21 protein-coding genes are annotated in these 16,126 nt (G+C 65.4%); 5 read left to right on the top strand and 16 right to left on the bottom strand.

Annotated features, from left to right (window positions below):
* Positions 1 to 87: 87 nt before the first annotated feature.
* The 4 genes from AAG612_RS11435 to gluQRS all read right to left on the bottom strand — a co-directional run bounded on the left by AAG612_RS11435 (position 88) and on the right by gluQRS (position 2,694).
* Positions 88 to 957: a 3-hydroxyacyl-CoA dehydrogenase NAD-binding domain-containing protein gene (locus AAG612_RS11435; protein WP_342510314.1), complete on the bottom strand. Its 870-nt coding sequence runs from the start codon at positions 955 to 957 to the stop codon at positions 88 to 90.
* A gap of 71 nt (positions 958 to 1,028) precedes the next feature.
* A complete protein-coding gene (locus AAG612_RS11430) occupies positions 1,029 to 1,604 on the bottom strand; it encodes a cob(I)yrinic acid a,c-diamide adenosyltransferase (RefSeq protein ID WP_342510313.1) in 576 nt (191 codons plus the stop codon).
* Between the two features lie 19 nt (positions 1,605 to 1,623).
* Positions 1,624 to 1,854 carry a hypothetical protein gene (locus AAG612_RS11425; protein ID WP_342510312.1) on the bottom strand — a complete coding sequence of 77 codons (231 nt, stop codon included), beginning with the start codon at positions 1,852 to 1,854 and terminating at the stop codon, positions 1,624 to 1,626.
* Between the two features lie 3 nt (positions 1,855 to 1,857).
* Positions 1,858 to 2,694: a tRNA glutamyl-Q(34) synthetase GluQRS gene (gene gluQRS, locus AAG612_RS11420; protein WP_342510311.1), complete on the bottom strand. Its 837-nt coding sequence runs from the start codon at positions 2,692 to 2,694 to the stop codon at positions 1,858 to 1,860.
* 128 nt (positions 2,695 to 2,822) lie between these two features.
* Between gluQRS and AAG612_RS11415 the strand changes: the two genes are divergently transcribed.
* The 4 genes from AAG612_RS11415 to AAG612_RS11400 all read left to right on the top strand — a co-directional run bounded on the left by AAG612_RS11415 (position 2,823) and on the right by AAG612_RS11400 (position 6,085).
* Positions 2,823 to 3,431 carry an HNH endonuclease gene (locus AAG612_RS11415; protein ID WP_342510310.1) on the top strand — a complete coding sequence of 203 codons (609 nt, stop codon included), beginning with the start codon at positions 2,823 to 2,825 and terminating at the stop codon, positions 3,429 to 3,431.
* Positions 3,432 to 3,721: 290 nt separating this feature from the next.
* The gene (locus tag AAG612_RS11410; protein ID WP_342510309.1) at positions 3,722 to 4,546 is read left to right on the top strand and encodes a universal stress protein; all 825 of its coding nucleotides are present in this window, start codon (positions 3,722 to 3,724) and stop codon (positions 4,544 to 4,546) included.
* A gap of 116 nt (positions 4,547 to 4,662) precedes the next feature.
* On the top strand, positions 4,663 to 5,652 hold the full coding sequence (locus AAG612_RS11405; protein WP_342510307.1) for a S41 family peptidase: 990 nt from the start codon (positions 4,663 to 4,665) through the stop codon (positions 5,650 to 5,652).
* A 94-nt stretch (positions 5,653 to 5,746) separates the two neighbouring features.
* Positions 5,747 to 6,085: a hypothetical protein gene (locus AAG612_RS11400; protein ID WP_342510305.1), complete on the top strand. Its 339-nt coding sequence runs from the start codon at positions 5,747 to 5,749 to the stop codon at positions 6,083 to 6,085.
* Positions 6,086 to 6,132: 47 nt separating this feature from the next.
* Here AAG612_RS11400 and AAG612_RS11395 read toward each other — a convergent pair whose 3' ends face one another.
* The 8 genes from AAG612_RS11395 to dksA all read right to left on the bottom strand — a co-directional run bounded on the left by AAG612_RS11395 (position 6,133) and on the right by dksA (position 12,852).
* Positions 6,133 to 7,125: an aldo/keto reductase gene (locus tag AAG612_RS11395; protein ID WP_342510303.1), complete on the bottom strand. Its 993-nt coding sequence runs from the start codon at positions 7,123 to 7,125 to the stop codon at positions 6,133 to 6,135.
* 11 nt (positions 7,126 to 7,136) lie between these two features.
* A complete protein-coding gene (gene kynU, locus AAG612_RS11390) occupies positions 7,137 to 8,414 on the bottom strand; it encodes a kynureninase (RefSeq protein WP_342510301.1) in 1,278 nt (425 codons plus the stop codon).
* Complete coding sequence (gene kynB, locus AAG612_RS11385) at positions 8,407 to 9,036, bottom strand: arylformamidase (protein ID WP_342510299.1); 630 nt, start codon at positions 9,034 to 9,036, stop codon at positions 8,407 to 8,409. Before kynB ends, kynU begins: the two co-directional genes overlap by 8 nt.
* Complete coding sequence (locus AAG612_RS11380) at positions 9,036 to 9,842, bottom strand: tryptophan 2,3-dioxygenase (protein WP_342510296.1); 807 nt, start codon at positions 9,840 to 9,842, stop codon at positions 9,036 to 9,038. The genes kynB and AAG612_RS11380 overlap by 1 nt, the downstream gene beginning before the upstream one ends.
* A 42-nt stretch (positions 9,843 to 9,884) precedes the next feature.
* Positions 9,885 to 10,301: a DUF4112 domain-containing protein gene (locus AAG612_RS11375; protein WP_342510293.1), complete on the bottom strand. Its 417-nt coding sequence runs from the start codon at positions 10,299 to 10,301 to the stop codon at positions 9,885 to 9,887.
* A 47-nt stretch (positions 10,302 to 10,348) separates the two neighbouring features.
* Positions 10,349 to 11,827 carry an ABC transporter substrate-binding protein gene (locus AAG612_RS11370; RefSeq protein WP_342510291.1) on the bottom strand — a complete coding sequence of 493 codons (1,479 nt, stop codon included), beginning with the start codon at positions 11,825 to 11,827 and terminating at the stop codon, positions 10,349 to 10,351.
* Between the two features lie 48 nt (positions 11,828 to 11,875).
* A complete protein-coding gene (locus tag AAG612_RS11365; protein ID WP_342510289.1) occupies positions 11,876 to 12,253 on the bottom strand; it encodes a PilZ domain-containing protein in 378 nt (125 codons plus the stop codon).
* Positions 12,254 to 12,393: 140 nt separating this feature from the next.
* Positions 12,394 to 12,852 carry an RNA polymerase-binding protein DksA gene (dksA, locus tag AAG612_RS11360; RefSeq protein ID WP_342510287.1) on the bottom strand — a complete coding sequence of 153 codons (459 nt, stop codon included), beginning with the start codon at positions 12,850 to 12,852 and terminating at the stop codon, positions 12,394 to 12,396.
* 324 nt (positions 12,853 to 13,176) lie between these two features.
* Here dksA and AAG612_RS11355 point away from each other — a divergent pair, with 324 nt between their 5' ends.
* Complete coding sequence (locus AAG612_RS11355; RefSeq protein WP_342510286.1) at positions 13,177 to 13,503, top strand: hypothetical protein; 327 nt, start codon at positions 13,177 to 13,179, stop codon at positions 13,501 to 13,503.
* A 3-nt stretch (positions 13,504 to 13,506) separates the two neighbouring features.
* On the opposite strand, the gene AAG612_RS11350 is transcribed toward AAG612_RS11355, so the two are convergent.
* From AAG612_RS11350 to AAG612_RS11335, 4 genes are all read right to left on the bottom strand, one after another.
* A complete protein-coding gene (locus AAG612_RS11350; RefSeq protein WP_342510284.1) occupies positions 13,507 to 14,643 on the bottom strand; it encodes a GNAT family N-acetyltransferase in 1,137 nt (378 codons plus the stop codon).
* Between the two features lie 40 nt (positions 14,644 to 14,683).
* A complete protein-coding gene (locus AAG612_RS11345; protein ID WP_342510282.1) occupies positions 14,684 to 15,148 on the bottom strand; it encodes a RidA family protein in 465 nt (154 codons plus the stop codon).
* A complete protein-coding gene (locus AAG612_RS11340; protein ID WP_342510347.1) occupies positions 15,145 to 15,723 on the bottom strand; it encodes an HAD family hydrolase in 579 nt (192 codons plus the stop codon). The genes AAG612_RS11345 and AAG612_RS11340 overlap by 4 nt, the downstream gene beginning before the upstream one ends.
* Positions 15,724 to 15,803: 80 nt before the next feature.
* Entirely contained in the window at positions 15,804 to 16,085 is a 282-nt protein-coding gene (locus tag AAG612_RS11335; protein WP_342510280.1) for a DUF3572 domain-containing protein, read from the bottom strand.
* Positions 16,086 to 16,126 lie beyond the last annotated feature (41 nt).

Here is a 16,126-nt window from a genome sequence, read left to right as displayed (position 1 = left end):
CGGCCCGCACCCCCACCCGGCCAACCCATCGGTATTATGCTGTGGGTTGGCCGGGTGGGGGTGCGGGCCGGTGCCGAATACTAAAACCTAGCGCGTCGGGACCGGCGCCTCGCCCGAATAATCGTAGAACCCCCGGCCCGTCTTGCGGCCCAGCCACCCGGCTTCGACATATTTCACCAGCAGCGGCGCGGGGCGGTATTTGGTGTCGCCGGTCGTCTCGTGCAGCACGCGGATGATGTCGAGGCAGGTGTCCAGCCCCACGAAGTCCGCCAGTTGCAGCGGGCCCATCGGATGATTGAGGCCCAGACGGCAGCCAAGGTCGATATCCTCGATACTGGCGGTCGACTGACCGAGCACGAAGACCGCTTCGTTGATCATCGGCAGCAGGATGCGGTTGACCACGAAGCCGGGCTCGTCCTGCGAGAGGACCACTTCCTTGCCCAGCAGATGCGCGAAAGCCATCGTCCGCTCGGTCACATCCTTGTCGGTCGCAAGCCCCGGGATGACTTCGATGAGGCCCATCACCGGCACGGGGTTGAAGAAGTGCAGGCCAATGAAACGGCCCGGATCGGGCGACCAGTTCGCCATCCGCGTGATCGGGATCGAGCTGGTATTGCTGGCGAGGATAGCGTCCTGCCCCAGCACCTTGCCGGCATTCTCGAAGATGCCCTTCTTGATCGCTTCCTTTTCGGTTGCGGCCTCGATGATCATGTCCGCTTCGGCCATCGGCGCGACATCGCCGACCGGCTTGATCCGCGCGAGCGCCGCCTCGGCATCGGCGGCTTCGATCTTCGCCTTCGCGACCAGCTTGCCCAGCGAACGCTCGATCCCGTCGCGTGCCTGCTCCGCAATCGCCAGTTCGCGATCGGTCAGCAGGACGTTTATCCCGTGCTGCGCGATGGTCTGGGCAATCCCCGAACCCATTTGGCCCGCGCCGATAACACCGATGGTCTTCATGAAATTCGTCCTTCGCATGTGCAGCAAAGGCCGCTGGCTAGCGGGCGCAATGCCCGCTGGCTAGCCGGGAGTTATCGATTCGCACCCGGTACCCATGTCACGTCGGTCTTGCCGCCATCATTCGCGAGCCGCGCGAGGCAGAACAACAGGTCGGACAGGCGATTGATGTAATGCAGCGCCGCCGGATTGACCGGTTCGTGGCTGGCCAGCGCGGTCATCGCCCGCTCTGCCCGCCGCACGGTCGCCCGCGCGACATGCAGCCGCGCCGCCGCCTCGCCGCCACCGGGCAGCACGAAGCTGGTCAGCGGCTCGAGCTGCTCCTTCGCCGTGTCGATCGCCTGTTCCACCCAGTCGACCTGCGCGGGCACAACCCGCAGCACCATCTCTCCGGGCTCGAACCCTTCGCCGTCGAGCGCGCCCTTGGGCGTGGCGAGGTCGGCGCCCAGATCGAACAGGTCGTTCTGCACCCGGCGCAAGTCATCCACCTCGTCGAGGGCGAGGATCGCGAGGCCCAGCGCGCTGTTCGCCTCGTCCACCGCGCCGATCGCCTCGATCCGCGCGGCGTGCTTGGGGCTGCGGCTGCCGTCGACGAGGCCGGTGGTGCCGTCGTCGCCGGTGCGGGTGTAAATCTTGTTGAGCTTGACCATGACGGCCCGGATGCCCGCCTCAGCGAGCCACCGCAAGCAGGATCGCGACCACCAGGATCGCGAGGCCCTGATACTTGATCCGGTCGAACATGGCCTTGTTCTGCAGCAGCTGCATCTCGGTCACGGTGTCGCCCGTGTTGTTTTCCAGATCGACCTTGGTGGTCTTCAGGAAGGCGATGATTCCGCGCACCAGCGAAACCACGACCATGATCGAGAGCAGGACGATGGCGATGATGAGGATCGTATTCATGGGCTAGATGTGGGCCTTACCAATCGAAATGCCACATGGCCATTGGGCGGTACGCAGTTTCTCCGCCCATGCGCGCCCGTCCTCTCCCCGCTCCCGGTAGTCGGCGATAGCGGGCGAGCCGCGCCGCTTGGCAAGCTTGCGCCTTTCCTCGTCGAGCAGCAGCGGATGGTGATGCCACTGCGGTACGGCCAGGCCAAGCAGCGCCTGCAGCAACCGGTGGATGGGCGAGGCGTGGAACAGGTCCAGCCCGCGGGTCACCAGCGTCACGCCGTCGGCCGCATCGTCGAGCGTGACGGCAAGGTGATAGCTCGCGGGCAGATCCTTGCGGCGCAGCACCGGATCGCCCAGCGGCGCCGGGTCGATGGCTTGCGTGCCCGCGATCGCATCCTGCCAGGTGAGCGGACCGGTGATGGCGAGCGCCTTGTCGAGATCGAGCCGCAGGGCAGCGGGCGTGCCCGGTGGCACCTCGCGATGCTTGCAGGTGCCGGGATAGATCGGTCCCTCGGCACCTGTCCGCGTGGCGGCAGCGGCAATCTCGGCGCGGGTGCAGGTGCACGGGTAGAGCACGCCGAGCGAATCGAGCGTCTCCAGTGCCGCCTCGTAGCTCGCCAGCCGGGTGCCCTGCGCAGGCACTTCGTCCCACTCCAGCCCCAGCCATGCGAGATCGCGGCGGAACTCGTCCGCCAGTTCGGGCTTGCTGCGTGGCCCGTCGATATCCTCGATCCGCAGCAGGAACCTGCCGCCCGACTCGCGCGCCCGATCGTGCGCGACGATGGCCGAATATGCGTGGCCCCAGTGCAGCGGGCCGTTGGGGCTGGGGGCGAAGCGGGTAACGATCATTGCTTGACCTGCTTAGTGCAAAAAAGCCGCGACTCGCCAAAAAGCTCTGTGGATACTGCGCATGTAACAGGCTTGACGCTTTTGCAGGCAAGTGGTCCTTTCATCACATCAGGGAGGACACGCAGGAAGTGTTCAAAGCCGATCTGATCGACCGCGCGGCGCGAGTTCGCAGCGCACACGATGACCCGACGAGGAATTTGTCGGCATGCCCGACACTTGTTCTCAACGCGGACTATACTCCGCTGTCCTATTATCCGCTGTCGATCTGGCCATGGCAGACCGCGATCAAGGCGATCTTCCTCGATCGGGTGGCGGTGGTGGCGAGCTACGAGCGCGAAATCCATTCGCCTTCGCTCGACATGAAGCTGCCGAGCGTGATTGCGCTCAAGCAATATGTCCGCACGAGCGAGTTTCCCGCCTTCACCCGCTTCAACCTGTTCCTGCGCGATCGCTTCACCTGCCAGTATTGCGGCAGCCCCAGCCACCTGACCTTCGATCATGTCGTCCCGCGTCGTCTCGGCGGCAAGACGACGTGGGAGAACATCATCACCGCCTGCGCACCGTGCAACATGAAGAAGGGCGGGCGCACACCGAAGCAGGCGGGCATGCAGCTGATGCTCGAACCGATCCGCCCGACCAGCTGGCAGCTGCAACAGCATGGCAAGAGCTTCCCGCCCAACTACCTCCACGAAACCTGGCGCGACTGGCTCTATTGGGACATCGAGCTGGAGGAATAGCGGCATAGGCTGCGACACCGATCAGGGGGTTTTCAAGAACTACGCCCGGCGAAATTCCCGTTTGAAACCAATCGCCCGCCACCTTTCTTGAGCCCGACCGCGTCACCTTTCGCACCACCTGCGGTCTTTCGTTGTTTGGGAACCATCGGCGCCTGCCTGGCATACCCGGCGGATTGTAGGACAGCGCAATGAGGGGCATCGCCCGTGATCGTCGGCCAATGCCAGCCGCGCGGCGACCTTGAGGCAGCTCCTGCGATCCTGTACCCCTGCATTCCGAGAGGAAGGAACCCGTGGCAGATCACCCCATTCTGGTCGCAACCGATTTCAGGCCCCGTTCGGACCGCGCGCTGGATCGCGCGGCGAAGCTGGCAAAGGATACCGGCCGCAAACTGGTCGTGATCCACGCCAACGAAAAATGGCGCGACGGCCCGCCGGGCGATCTGCTGAAGGCGCGCATCGCGGCGGTCATGCCGCAGGATGCGCCTGACTATCGCTGCCTTCTGCCCGAAGGTCCGGCACCCGACACGATCGCCCAGGCGGCCGAGGATGAAGACGCGTTCTGCCTCGTGCTCTCCGTCGCGCGGTACAATTCGGTCGGCGATTATTTCCTCGGCACGGCGGTCGACGAAGTCCTGCGCCGTTCGACCTATCCGGTGCTGGTGGTGAAGGAGCGGCCCAAGGCGAGCTACGAGCACATCGTGATCGGGACCGACCTGTCCAAGCTTTCGGCGCGCGCGGTCGAAGCCGCCGTCGCGATGTTCCCCAAGGCGCAGCTTCATCTCGTCCATGCGTTTCACGTACCCTACGAGGCGTGGCAACAGGCCGCCTATGTGAAGGACGAGCTGGCCGCGACCGCGCAGCGCCATTGCGACAGCTTTACCGAGCAGCTGGACGTCTCGCCCGAATGCCGCGAGCAGATGACGATGGAGGTCGTCCACGGCTCACCCACAGGCGCAATCACCGAGGCGTTGGAGAAATACGACGCGCATCTGTGTGCGCTGACCTCGCACGGCAACGGCGGGCTGCGACAGGCACTGCTGGGCAGCACGGTAAGCGACCTCCTGCGCACGCTCCCGGTGGATACGCTGGTGATTCACCCCGAGCACCGGCGCTAGCGCCTTACCGATACGCCGAACCACAACCGGTTCCGCCAGGTTATCGAGCTGGAGGAACGAGCTTGAGAAAATCGCTTGCTCAATGGCCGCTTGCGGCGGCGCTCCTCGCGCTGAGCATGGCGCCGACCGTCTCGGCACGGACCGATCCTGCCGTCGGCCAAGCCGAAGCGCCAGAGGACCCGTCGCCAGGAGACGGGACGCCTGAGGCCTATGTCGAACGCGCGCTGGATATCCTCCAGCAATATCACATGAACCGGCAGGACATCGATTGGGACGCCGTGCGCCGCGCGACCAAGGTCCTTTCGGCCCACGCCGGGACCACCGGCGAAACGCATGCCGCCTTGCGTGCCGCGGTGGTCGCGATGGGCGACAATCACGGCTATCTCTTCATCCCTCAACCGCGCCAGCAGGCCCGCGCGCCTTCCGGCGAAGGTGGCAATGCCGCCGCGCCGGCCATGCCGGAGGGCGAGCCGCTCGATGGCGATATCGGCTATCTGATGCTGCCGCCCCTGATGACCGTCGGCGGCAATGAAGACGTCGGCGAGCAATATCGGGAGCGTCTCGTCGGCATTCTCCAGAATCTCGATTCGTCGGCCAAATGCGGTTGGGTGGTCGATCTCAGGCAGAACGGCGGGGGCAATATGTGGCCCATGCTCAACGGGCTCGATCCGCTGCTCGGCCCCGGACCGTTCGGCTATTTCGTCGGCGTCGAGGGGAGAGCGGCCTGGGTCCGGGGCGAGACTGAAATCTCGTCAGGGACCGGGAGCGAGATCGACACGGGCGAGCCGCAATACGCACTTGCCAATGGCGACGCCCCGGTCGCCATCCTGTTCGGACCGCGCACCTCCAGCACCGGCGAAATGGTCGCCATCGCGCTCACCGGTCGCGAACACAGCCGCAGCTTCGGCGCGAAATCCGCGAACTATACGACTGCCGTGCGGCCCTTCGAACTGAGCGACGGCGCCATCCTTGGCGTCACATCGAGCAAAGTGGCCTATCGCGATGGCACGATGATCGAAGGCGCGCTGGTGCCGGAGGTGGCAGTGGACGGCGATGCGCTCGAACCGGCGCTCGCATGGCTCGGCAGCGAATGTACGGGAAACTAGGTTTTCCGGCAGCGGTTGCGCGGCAGCCCTTCCCGCCCGACTGCCTGCCCGATATCTGGCGCGACCGGGTATGGTCGGATGTCGAGATCGACGCATGAGGCAGATCCTTCATCGCAGAAGTCTGCAAAGCCTGCTTTGGGTTGCAGGCGGTTTGCTGATGGCAGGTGCCGTCATCGGACTGTACCAGCTTCGCTTCCATCGGGAATTCGCGACCGATTATGCTCCGGTTGAAGCGAGAATAACCGGCCTGAGCACCACCGATAATGACGGGGGCCTGCCACCCCGAGTGGCGGTGGCCGCGATGACAGACGATGGCCTGGTGGGACGAAAGCGGGTGTCTCCCTCGCGGCTGCACGGCTGCAAGGTTGGAGACAGGATCGCCGCGTCCCGCAAAGGAACCGATCTCAAGCTCTCTCCATCGCAGTGCCGTTAAACGGTCTGGGCCGGGACAATCCGGGTCGGACCGGGGGGGCGCCCGCCCTAAATCCGCACCATTCGCATCCCGCGTTCGTTATAGCGCTGGCCTTGCGCGGCGCCCGGCGGAACCGCTGCGGACAGCTCGGCCAGATCGGCGTCTGACAGTTCGAGATCGGCGCCGGCGGCGGAATCGCTCATGGTCGCGATACGCTTCGCCCCGGGGATCGGGACCACGTGATCGCCCTGTGCGATCAGCCACGCAAGCGCGACCTGCGCCACGCTGGCCCCGTTGCGGTCGGCGACGGTGCGGATCGTGTCGACGATGGCGAGGTTGGCGGCGAAATTCTCTTCCGACCAGCGCGGGTCCTGCCGCCGCCAGTCGTTCTCGGCCAGATCGTCGCGGCTGCGGAAACTGCCGGTCAGGAAGCCGCGCCCGAGAGGGCTATAGGGCACGAAGCCGGTGCCGAGCTCCTGGCAGGCGGGCAGGATGCCATCCTCCACCCCGCGCTCCCACAGCGAATATTCGCTCTGCAGCGCGGTGATCGGATGGGTTGCGTGTGCGCGCCGCAACGTCTCCTCGCCCGCTTCGGACAGCGCCAGATGGCGGATTTTCCCTTCCGCCTTGAGGTCAGCCATCGCCCCCACGACATCCTCGATCGGGACCTTGGGATCGACGCGGTGCTGGTAGAACAGATCAATCGTTTCGATCCCCAGCCGCTTGAGCGAACCCTCGCAGGCGCGGCGGATGTTCGCCGGGCTGCTGTCGGCGCCGACGATCTGGTTGCCTTCGAAGGCGAAGCCGAACTTGGTGGCGATGACGAGGCCGTCGCGCTTGCCCCGAATGGCACGGCCGACCAGCTCCTCGTTCTGGAAGGGCCCGTAGATTTCGGCGGTGTCGAAGAAGGTGACGCCGAGTTCGATCGCGCGATGAATGGTTTCGACCGCGTCGTCCGCGTTCGCAGCACCGTAAGTGATGTTCCCGCCCGCAACCATCGGCATGCAGCCAATTCCGATGGCGGAAACTTCGAGACCCTGGCCCAGCGTGCGGTACTTCATCGACTTTCTCCTCAGGTGACGGCAGCTCTGGTAGCAAATTCGTCGCGCTGCCACTCGCCGGTTTCCAGCACCTCGGCGAGGTGGCGGGCGGCTTCGGCACTATCCTCGAAGCGCAGATACGCAGGCGCAAAGCCGAGGCGCAGGATGTCGGGATCGCGGAAATCGCCGATCACGCCGCGCGCGATCAGGGCCTGCGACAGCGCGTAGGCGTTTTCGTGGCGGAAGCTCAGCTGGCTGCCGCGTCCTGCGGGGTCGCGCGGGCTGACGAGGTCCAACTCATCGGCAAAAGCCCTCTCCCCTTGCGGGAGAGGGTTCGGTGAGGGGAGCTGGAGCACGCCGTGGGCAACGCAGCACTCCAGGAAGAACTCGCTCAGCGCGCGCGACTTGGCGACCAGCGGCTCGATCCCGATCTCGGCAATCAGCTCGACGCCGCTTTCGAGCGCCACCATCGCCAGCACCGGCGGCGTGCCGGCCAGCAGGCGGGTGACGCCCGGAGCGGGTTCGTATTCGTCGGAGAAGGCGAACGGTTTCGCGTGGCCCATCCAGCCGGTCAGCGGTTGCGCAAAATCGCCGTGGTGCCGTTCGGCAACGAAGGCGTAAGCGGGCGCGCCGGGGCCGCCGTTCAGATACTTGTAGCCGCAGCCCACCGCGAGGTCGGCCTGCGCGCCGTTCAGGTCGACCGGCACTGCACCGCCCGAGTGCGAGAGGTCCCACAGCACGATCGCGCCGACATCGTGCGCGGCCCTGGTCAGCGCCTCCATGTCGAACATTTCGCCGGTCTTGTAGTGGACATGCGTCAACAGCAGCAGCGCGACGTCTTCATCCAGCGCGTCCACCATCGCGTCGCGCGGCGCTAGCCGCTGTTCGACGCGGGTGTCGCCCTGAATCATGTAGAGGTCGGTCGGGAAATTGCCCGGCTCGCTCAGCACGACGTTACGGTCCGGATTGAGCGAAAGCGCCGCGCCGATCAGCTTGGCGAGGTTTACCGAGACCGAATCGCACGCGATCACCTCGTGCGGCTGCGCGCCGATTAGCGGGGCAATCTTCGCGCCCACGCGTTGCGGCATGGCGATCCAGTCGCCACCGCCGCCCGGCAGCTCGTTCCAGCTGCGGATCAGACCTTCGCCCCACTCGGCGTCGATCACCCAGTGCAGACGCTCACGCGATGCCTTGGGCAGCGGCCCGAGCGAATTGCCGTCGAGGTAGATCACCCCTTCGGGCAGATCGAAGCGCTCGCGAAAGTGCGCGATGCTATCGGCTGCATCGAGTTCGCGTGCCCGCTCAAGCATCGGGCAACTCCCGCAGCACCGCGCGACACAGCCCGGCATCGCCGCCGCCGACCTTCAGCGGCAGCGCGATGAGTTCGTAATGCCCCTCGGGCACATCATCCAGAACCAGCCCTTCGAGGATGCGCATGTCGTGTTTCAGCACCGCCTTGTGGGCATCCATCGTCTTGCTCTCCTGCGGGTCGACCGAGGGCGCATCGGTGCCGATCAGCACGACGCCGTGGGCTGACAGCCACTCGATGGTTTCGGGCGCGATCGGCAGCCAATCGCTGCGCCATTCGTCATGCGGAAACGCATCCCACGTACGAAACAGCACGCGGTTGGCGTAGTCGAGCCGGGGGAGATCGCCGATGTCGATGGCGCCCTCCACGCCCCGCGCATCGACCACGATGCAGGTGCCGAGATACGGGTCGAGGCTCATGTGCGCCGCATCCGCGCCATCGGCGGCATAATGCAGCGGCGCGTCGGCGTGCGTGCCCGAATGCGTGCTCATCGTCATGCGCGCCACATTGACCGGCGAGCCGTCTTCCATCTTCCACGTCCGCTCGAAGCCGAATGCGGTATCGCCCGGCCATACCGGCAACTCGGGACGGAGCACCTGCGAAATATCCCGGATTTTCGCCATCAAATGGCGGTCCTGACGGAAAGGAGTTCGGGGAAGAACACCTCTTTCAGCACGCCTTCGAGATAGCCGACGCCGGCGGTGCCGCCCGTCCCGCGCTTGAACCCGATGATCCGCTCCACCGTCTTCAAGTGCCCGAAGCGCCAGCGCTGGAAATGATATTCGAGATCGACCAGCTTTTCGGCCAGCTCGTAAAGGTCCCAGTGATCGTGCGGGTTGGAGTAGATCTGCGCCCACGCCGCCTCGACCGCCTCGGATTTCTCCCAGCGTTCCTTGCGGTCGCGGTCGAGCACCGCAGCGGGAATGTCGAAGCCCCGCTTGGCAAGCAACTTCACCGTCTCGTCATAGAGGCTCGGCCGGGCGAGCTCGGCGCGCAGCTTCTCCGCCACCTCGGGCACGGCTTCATGCATCGTGACCATGTTGGGTTTGCGCCCGCCGAGGATGAATTCCATCAGCCGATACTGGGCGGACTGGAACCCGCTCGACGTGCCCAGATGCGGGCGCAGCTGCGAATAGTCGTGCGGGGTCATCGTGCTGAGCACGTTCCAGCTCTGGATCAGCTGCTCCTGCGCGCGCGCCACGCGGGCGAGCATCTTGAAGGCGGGGCGCAGGCGATCGTCGGCGATCGCTTCGCGCGCCGCGAACAGCTCGTGCAGGCACAGCTTGAGCCACAGCTCGCTCGCCTGGTGGACGATTATGAACAGCATCTCGTCTTGCGCGTCGGAGCGGGGATGCTGCGCGGCGAGGATGCGGTCGAGATCGAGGTAGGAGGCGTAGGTGACGTCTCCCTTTTTCTGGTCGGCTGACATGGCCGCTGCCCTAGCGTCTTGCTGCCGAAGCGCCAAATGCGCTCAGCAATCGACGATCGACACGTCCGGGTGGTGCTTGCACATGTACTTCTTCACGATCTTGAGATTGCGGGTGTTCGAGCGGAAGGCGAAGTCGGCCATATCGCCGGCCAGCGGCACGAAACCGATCACGCCGTCGATGGCGACATTCCCGATCATCCGCGACATATGCCACTTGGGCATGCCCAGATTGCGCGCTTCCCAGACGATGTAGGTGCCCATGGCGACGCCGAAAATATCGCCCAGCACCGGGATCAGGCCGACGATCGCATCCATCCCGACGGGATAATTGATCCCCGGGATGGTCATGCTGCGCTCCATCAGCTGTTCCATCATCTGGATCCGGCGATAGACCGAAGCCGGATCGTTGCCGGCCGGTACTTCCACCCCCAGCAAGTTCATCGTGCGCGTATCGCCCATTCGATCGGTCCCCGTTCAGATCGGACCCGTCGCAAAACAGGCCCGGTTTACCATGCCTCTACCCCGGCCAACGCATAAAGCGGGTGTCGGGACCAGGAATTTTCGGAAAAACCCTCGAGCCCGCTGCGCACCAGCGACCAGCGAACCGGCGCACCGAGCGGAATATACACCTCTTGCGCGATCAGCGCACCCTCCGCCTCCACCAGCAGATTGCCGGCCTCTTGCGCGCCATTGGCCGAGAGCGACTCGGTGACCAGCAGATCGGCATCGGGCGAGCATGGGCCGGGCAGCAGCGCGCAGTTGAACTGGTTGAGGAACCAGCGCGCGCTCGGATAGCGGGCGAGGCGATCGATCATCACCAGATCCGCGCCCTGCGGAAACTGCGCGCGGCGCAGATCCACGCCGATGGTCGCCAGATCCATCGAAAGTGCATTCACCAGACGGTCCGCACCCGGACCGTCCGGCAGCCACAGCCGCACGCGCGCCCGCTGCCCGGTCTGCCGGGTCCACGCGGTAACGCGGTCGCGCGCCTGTTCGCGGCGGGCCTCGAGCGACATGCCGGGCCAGCGCCCGGTCTGCGGATTGGCAATGCCGGGCAGGCTGGCCGGCACGATCCGGGCGGAGGGTTGCCAGCCTCCCAGACTGAACTGTTCGACCAGCGCGGCGCGATCGATCGTCATCGACAGCGCCTCGCGATTCTCGACCTCCGCGAGAAAACCCTGGTCGTTGGTGACGACGATACCGAACAGCCCGACCGCGGGGTCGAGCCGCACCGTGCCCCGCGCCAGCGGCCCCGTATCGGCGAGCGGCAGGGTAAAGATCGTCCCGTCGAGCAGCGCCGCCGCCCCGCCCGATGCAAAGGCCTCATTGGCCTCCACCCCCGGCAGCGCGCGCAGCCGGATCGACCTTGCGGTATCGCTCCTCTCACGTTCGGGCAGGCCGATTCGCTCGGGCGGCGTAGGCTCCAGCAGCGCTGTCTCGCCTTCGCGCTCCATCCGCATCGGGCCGATGCTTTCACCATCGCGGATGATCGCCAGTTCCGGCTGGGCGAGCAGCTGGAGAAACTCGGGCATCGGTCCGGTCAGGCGGATTTCGATCACCCGCGCGGTCATGGCGCGGATATCCTCCACCTTGCGCAGGTCGAGCCCCAGCGACGTGCCGCGCAGTTCGGTAATTGTCCTGAGCAGGCTTGCGCGCGCATCCTGTGCGGTCAGCGGCTCGCCGTCGGGCCAGGTGACCTGGCGCAGGCGGAAGATGAAGCTGCGACCATCATCGGTAACGATCCAGCTTTCGCCCAGCCCGGGAACGACCTCGCCTTGTGCATTCAGCGCAACGATGCCCGAACTGGTCGCATCGCGCACCAGTTGCGCGCCCGACGAAAGGCGCAATCCATCCTCGAAGATCGATTCGGGTTCGCCGATGACGACCACCGGCAGGCCGTCTTCGTCCGCATTCCCGCTACACGCGCCAAGCAGCGGCGCGAGCGTGCAGAGTGCGAGGCAGGAGAAGGCGGCGCGAATGGTCACGGACAAGGGCCCTAGCAGCCCTTTGCGCGCCGGTCAGCGCGGCAATCGTCAGATTTTGCGGATGGTGCCGGTGCTGAATTTCGCGGCCGACGCCGGGGCGACCGTGGAGGGCCGCGCGTAGCGCGGAGTATGATCGCCCGAACCGGCGGTTTCGCGAACCTTCTTCGAATTGATCTCATGATCGAACACGATCCCGAAGCGGTTGTCCTGGGTCCAGGCGACCGAGCCCTTGATCTGGCCGATATTGCGCAGATCGACGCCAAGGCGCATGCCACGTTCCACCCGCAAGGGCGCTTCGGCCATCATGCCGCCGTCGGAGAGATTGCGCACTTTCACGCGAATCGCTTCGCCTCCGTCGGCAAGCGTGAGATCGGCGGACAGAAACAGGCTGTCGCGCTTCAGCGATCGGGTGTCGATGGCAGTCATGAAGCGTCCTGAAACCTTCGCGTTTGCTGGGTTGGTAATCATTGAACCCGTTGAGGGTCTGGTTTCTTCTAGACCCGCAGTGCCTAAGGAAAGTTAAACGCCGTTACCCACCCGCGCGTCGCGGGCCCTGCCTGCGGTCTTCAATCGTCGCGGGAGATTTTCTCGCGCCGCTCGTGCGCTTCCTGCGCTTCGACCGTCATCGTCGCGACCGGTCGTGCGATCAGGCGCTGCAGGCCGATCGGATCGCCGCTAACCTCGCAATAGCCGTATTCGCCCTGGTCGATCCGGCGCAGCGCCGCTTCGATCTTGGAAATCAGCTTACGCTGGCGGTCGCGCGTGCGCAGCTCGATGCCCCAGTCGGTCTCGCTCGACGCACGGTCGGTCATGTCGGGTTCGCGCATCGGGGTGTCGGCGAGGCTCTGCAGAGTGCCGCCCGCCTCCGAATGGAGCGAGCGCTTCCATTCGATCAGCAGCTTGCGGAAGAAATGCTGCTGCCGCTCGCTCATATACTCTTCGTCGTCGTCAGGCGCGTAGTCGGGCGGCAGGGCCTTGTTGGCCTGCGCCAGTATTTCGCTATCGCTGAGCGCCCTTGCAGCCATTGCGTCCTCTACTCTCTCGGTCCCACCCGTTTGCCCCCACGCAGCACGGTTACGAAAAAGGGTGCATGCGTTGCGCCGCGGCTCTTAGCAGGCATGCATGCGCGAACAAGCGCTTATCCCGATCCGGCTCCCGATTAAACGAAATGGCGGGTGAGGGTTGCGGGCTGAACGCGCTCCGAACGGCGGCGCTCCGATCCGCCGCGCATTGCCCCGGGGCCTGCGAAAAAGTCGCGCCCGCCTTAATGGCTTGTTTACCATAAGGGCGTTGAGTGGAACCCAGCGGGCGACGATCCGCAGCGAAGGGGACGAATATAGGGGTTTCTCATGCGACTGACTGCAATCGACACGACCGGCGCACAACCTGCGACCGATGATATTGCCAACCTCACCATTGCCCGCCTGATCGGCGCCGCGACCGAGGGCGATATAGAGGCGTGCTACGAACTCGGGGTGATCTGGTCGACCGGCGCGCATGGCATGGACTGCGACATGATCGAGGCCCATCAGTGGTTCAATCTCGCAGCCTCGCAGGGCCATCGCGAAGCGGCATGGTGCCGGACCGATATTTCGGACGAGATGACCGCCCGCGAGATCGCCGAAGCCCAGCGCCGCGCACGTCAGTGGCTGATCGGCCAGCGCAAGAGCGCGTGATGACTATCCTTTCCTGAAGGGCGTGCGCTCTTCGAGGAAGTTCTGCTCCACCGCGATGCCCTGCGCCTCGCGCTCCAGAAATTCCGCCACCGCGTCTCGCAGGCCCGGATCGGCGATGTAATGGGCCGAGCGCGTCTGCACCGGCGCATATCCGCGCGCCAGCTTGTGCCCGCCCTGCGCGCCTGCCTCGACCCGCGCGAGACCGCGCGCGATCGCCGCGTCGATCGCCTGATAATAGCATAGCTCGAAATGCAGGAAGGGAATGTCGGCGAGGCACCCCCAGTAGCGTCCGAACAGCGTCGTCCCGCCGATCACGTTCATCGCGCCCGCCACCGGCTGGCCGTCGATATAGGCGAAGATCAGCAGGATCTTCTCGCCCATCCGCTCTCCCAGCAGAGTGAAGGCCTCGCGCGTCAGATAGGGCGTGCCCCATTTGCGCATTCCCGTGTCCTGATAGAATTCCCAGAACGCGTCCCACACCTCTTCGGTCAGATCGGCGCCGGTCAGATGGCGAATCTCGACCGCTTCCTGCGCTTTCGCCCGCTCCTTGCGCAGGTTCTTGCGCTTGCGACTCGCGAGCGTGTCCAGAAAAGCGTCGAAATCGGCGTAGTCGCGATTTTCCCAGTGGAACTGCAGATCGCTGCGCATCAGCCAGCCTGCATCCTCGAACAAAGGCACCTGCTCGGGCGCAATGAAAGTGGCGTGCGCGCCCGAAAGCCCGTGTTCGTGACACACCTGCTCGGCCGCGCGCAGCAGCGGAGCGGCAAACGCCTCATCTTCCAGCAACAGGCGCGGGCCCGTCGCCGGGGTAAATGGTGCTGCGATCTGGAGCTTGGGGTAATAGCGCCCGCCGGCGCGCTGATAGGCATCGGCCCAGCCCTGATCGAACACATATTCGCCCTGGCTGTGCATCTTCAGGTAGGCAGGCAAGGCGGCGTGCATCGTGCCCGCTTGATCGGCGACCGTGATCGGCGCGGCCTGCCACCCCGTGCCCGGCCCGACACTGCCCGAATCCTCCATCGCGGAGAGGAAGGCGTGGCTCATGAACGGGTTATCGTCGCCCGCCAGCCGATCCCATTCGCCCGCGTCGATGCCGGCGACGCCGCCATGTATCCGTGCGTTGAGTTCGATATCCGCCATGCCGATCGATAGGGGGAGCCGCGGGCCCCGCTGGGCAGCGCTAGTGGTGGTGATGCAGCGCGATGATCGCGTCGATCTCGACCGCTGCCCCGAGCGGCAGGCTCGCCACGCCGACTGCGGCGCGCGAATGACGCCCTGCCTTGCCGAACACGTCGAACATCAGTTCCGACGCGCCATTGGCGACCTTGGGCTGATCGGTGAAATCGGGGGTCGAATTGACGAATGCGCCAAGCTTCACGATCCGCTCCACCCGGTCGAGCGGAATGCGTGCATTCTGCAATTGGGCGAGAATCATCAGGCCGCAGGCGCGCGCGGCCGCAGCGCCATCTTCGAGGCTGACGTCGTCGCCCAGCCGCCCGGTGACCAGCTCTCCGTCGATGAACGGCAGTTGGCCCGAGACGTAGGCGAGATCGCCATGCACCGCGACGGGCACATAGCTGGCGACGGGGGCTGCGGCCTCGGGCAATGTGATGCCGAGTTCGTCGAGACGGGCTTGAATGGTCATGGGGTCGGTTCCTCCAGTCGTTCGAGTATCCAGGGCAGCGCGGTCTCCCAGGTGTCGATCCGGGCATGCGCGTCGCCCGCCTTTTCGCCGCACGCAATATGCGGCGCGAGATCGGGCTCGCCGCACAGGTGCAGGCGGTGCGTATCGGGTGCGTGCTCGCGCGCCGAGGTGTGATGCTGCGACAGGTCGTCGATGAAGACCGAGCGGCGCGGGCCGTATTCCTCTAGAATGCGCGCAATCGCCGCGCCCTTCGGGCCCTGGTTGGTATAGACCTTGGCATCGATCCCGTAGCGGGCGAGCTGGCGCGCGCGATCGTCCTGCCGGTGATCGAGCAGGTTGGTCAGCACCACGACATCCGCCTTTTCCGCGAGCTGGCCATAGGCCTCAACCGCTCCTGCGACCGGATCCTGCCGGTCCATCTCGGTATCGAAGAAGGCGTTGAGCAGCCGCCAGATTTCGCGCTGCTCGACCACCGCGCCATCCTCGCGCCGGGTCAGCGCCTCGCCGAAATCGGACTGGAAGGCGAAGTCTATGTCATGCGCCTCGCCCAGCCAGTCGCGGAAATGGGCGACCATGCGCAGCAGCACCTCGTCGCAATCGGTGATGACGAGCGGGCGTGCGCCGTTCGAACCGGAAAGGCTGGAAATGGAAGCGCTCACCGCGACAGTTCCTCTTTGGCAGCGATGATCGCGCCGGGCTCGACATTCAGCGCATCGGCGGCGAGCACCAGATCAGGCTCGTGCCCGGCGAGAAATTCGAGCACCGCGGCCTGCACGCCGCGCTCGCCGATGCCGTCGCGCAGCACCTCGGGCGTCAGCCCGGTCAGGGAGAGCAGCCGATCCGCCCGCCGCTCGTCGGTCAGAATCCAGCCGAGCGCCGACAATGCCAGCGCCTCTGCGTCTGAATGCTCTGGATTTTGGGGCGTTGCGATTGTCATGGGGGGCGTGGCTGGCCTATCCGGGGTGCAGGTAAAAAGTG

Source organism: Citromicrobium bathyomarinum (assembly GCF_038594605.1).
Lineage (GTDB): Bacteria > Pseudomonadota > Alphaproteobacteria > Sphingomonadales > Sphingomonadaceae > Alteriqipengyuania > Alteriqipengyuania bathyomarina_B.
This window is presented reverse-complemented; position numbering and strand designations above follow the sequence as displayed.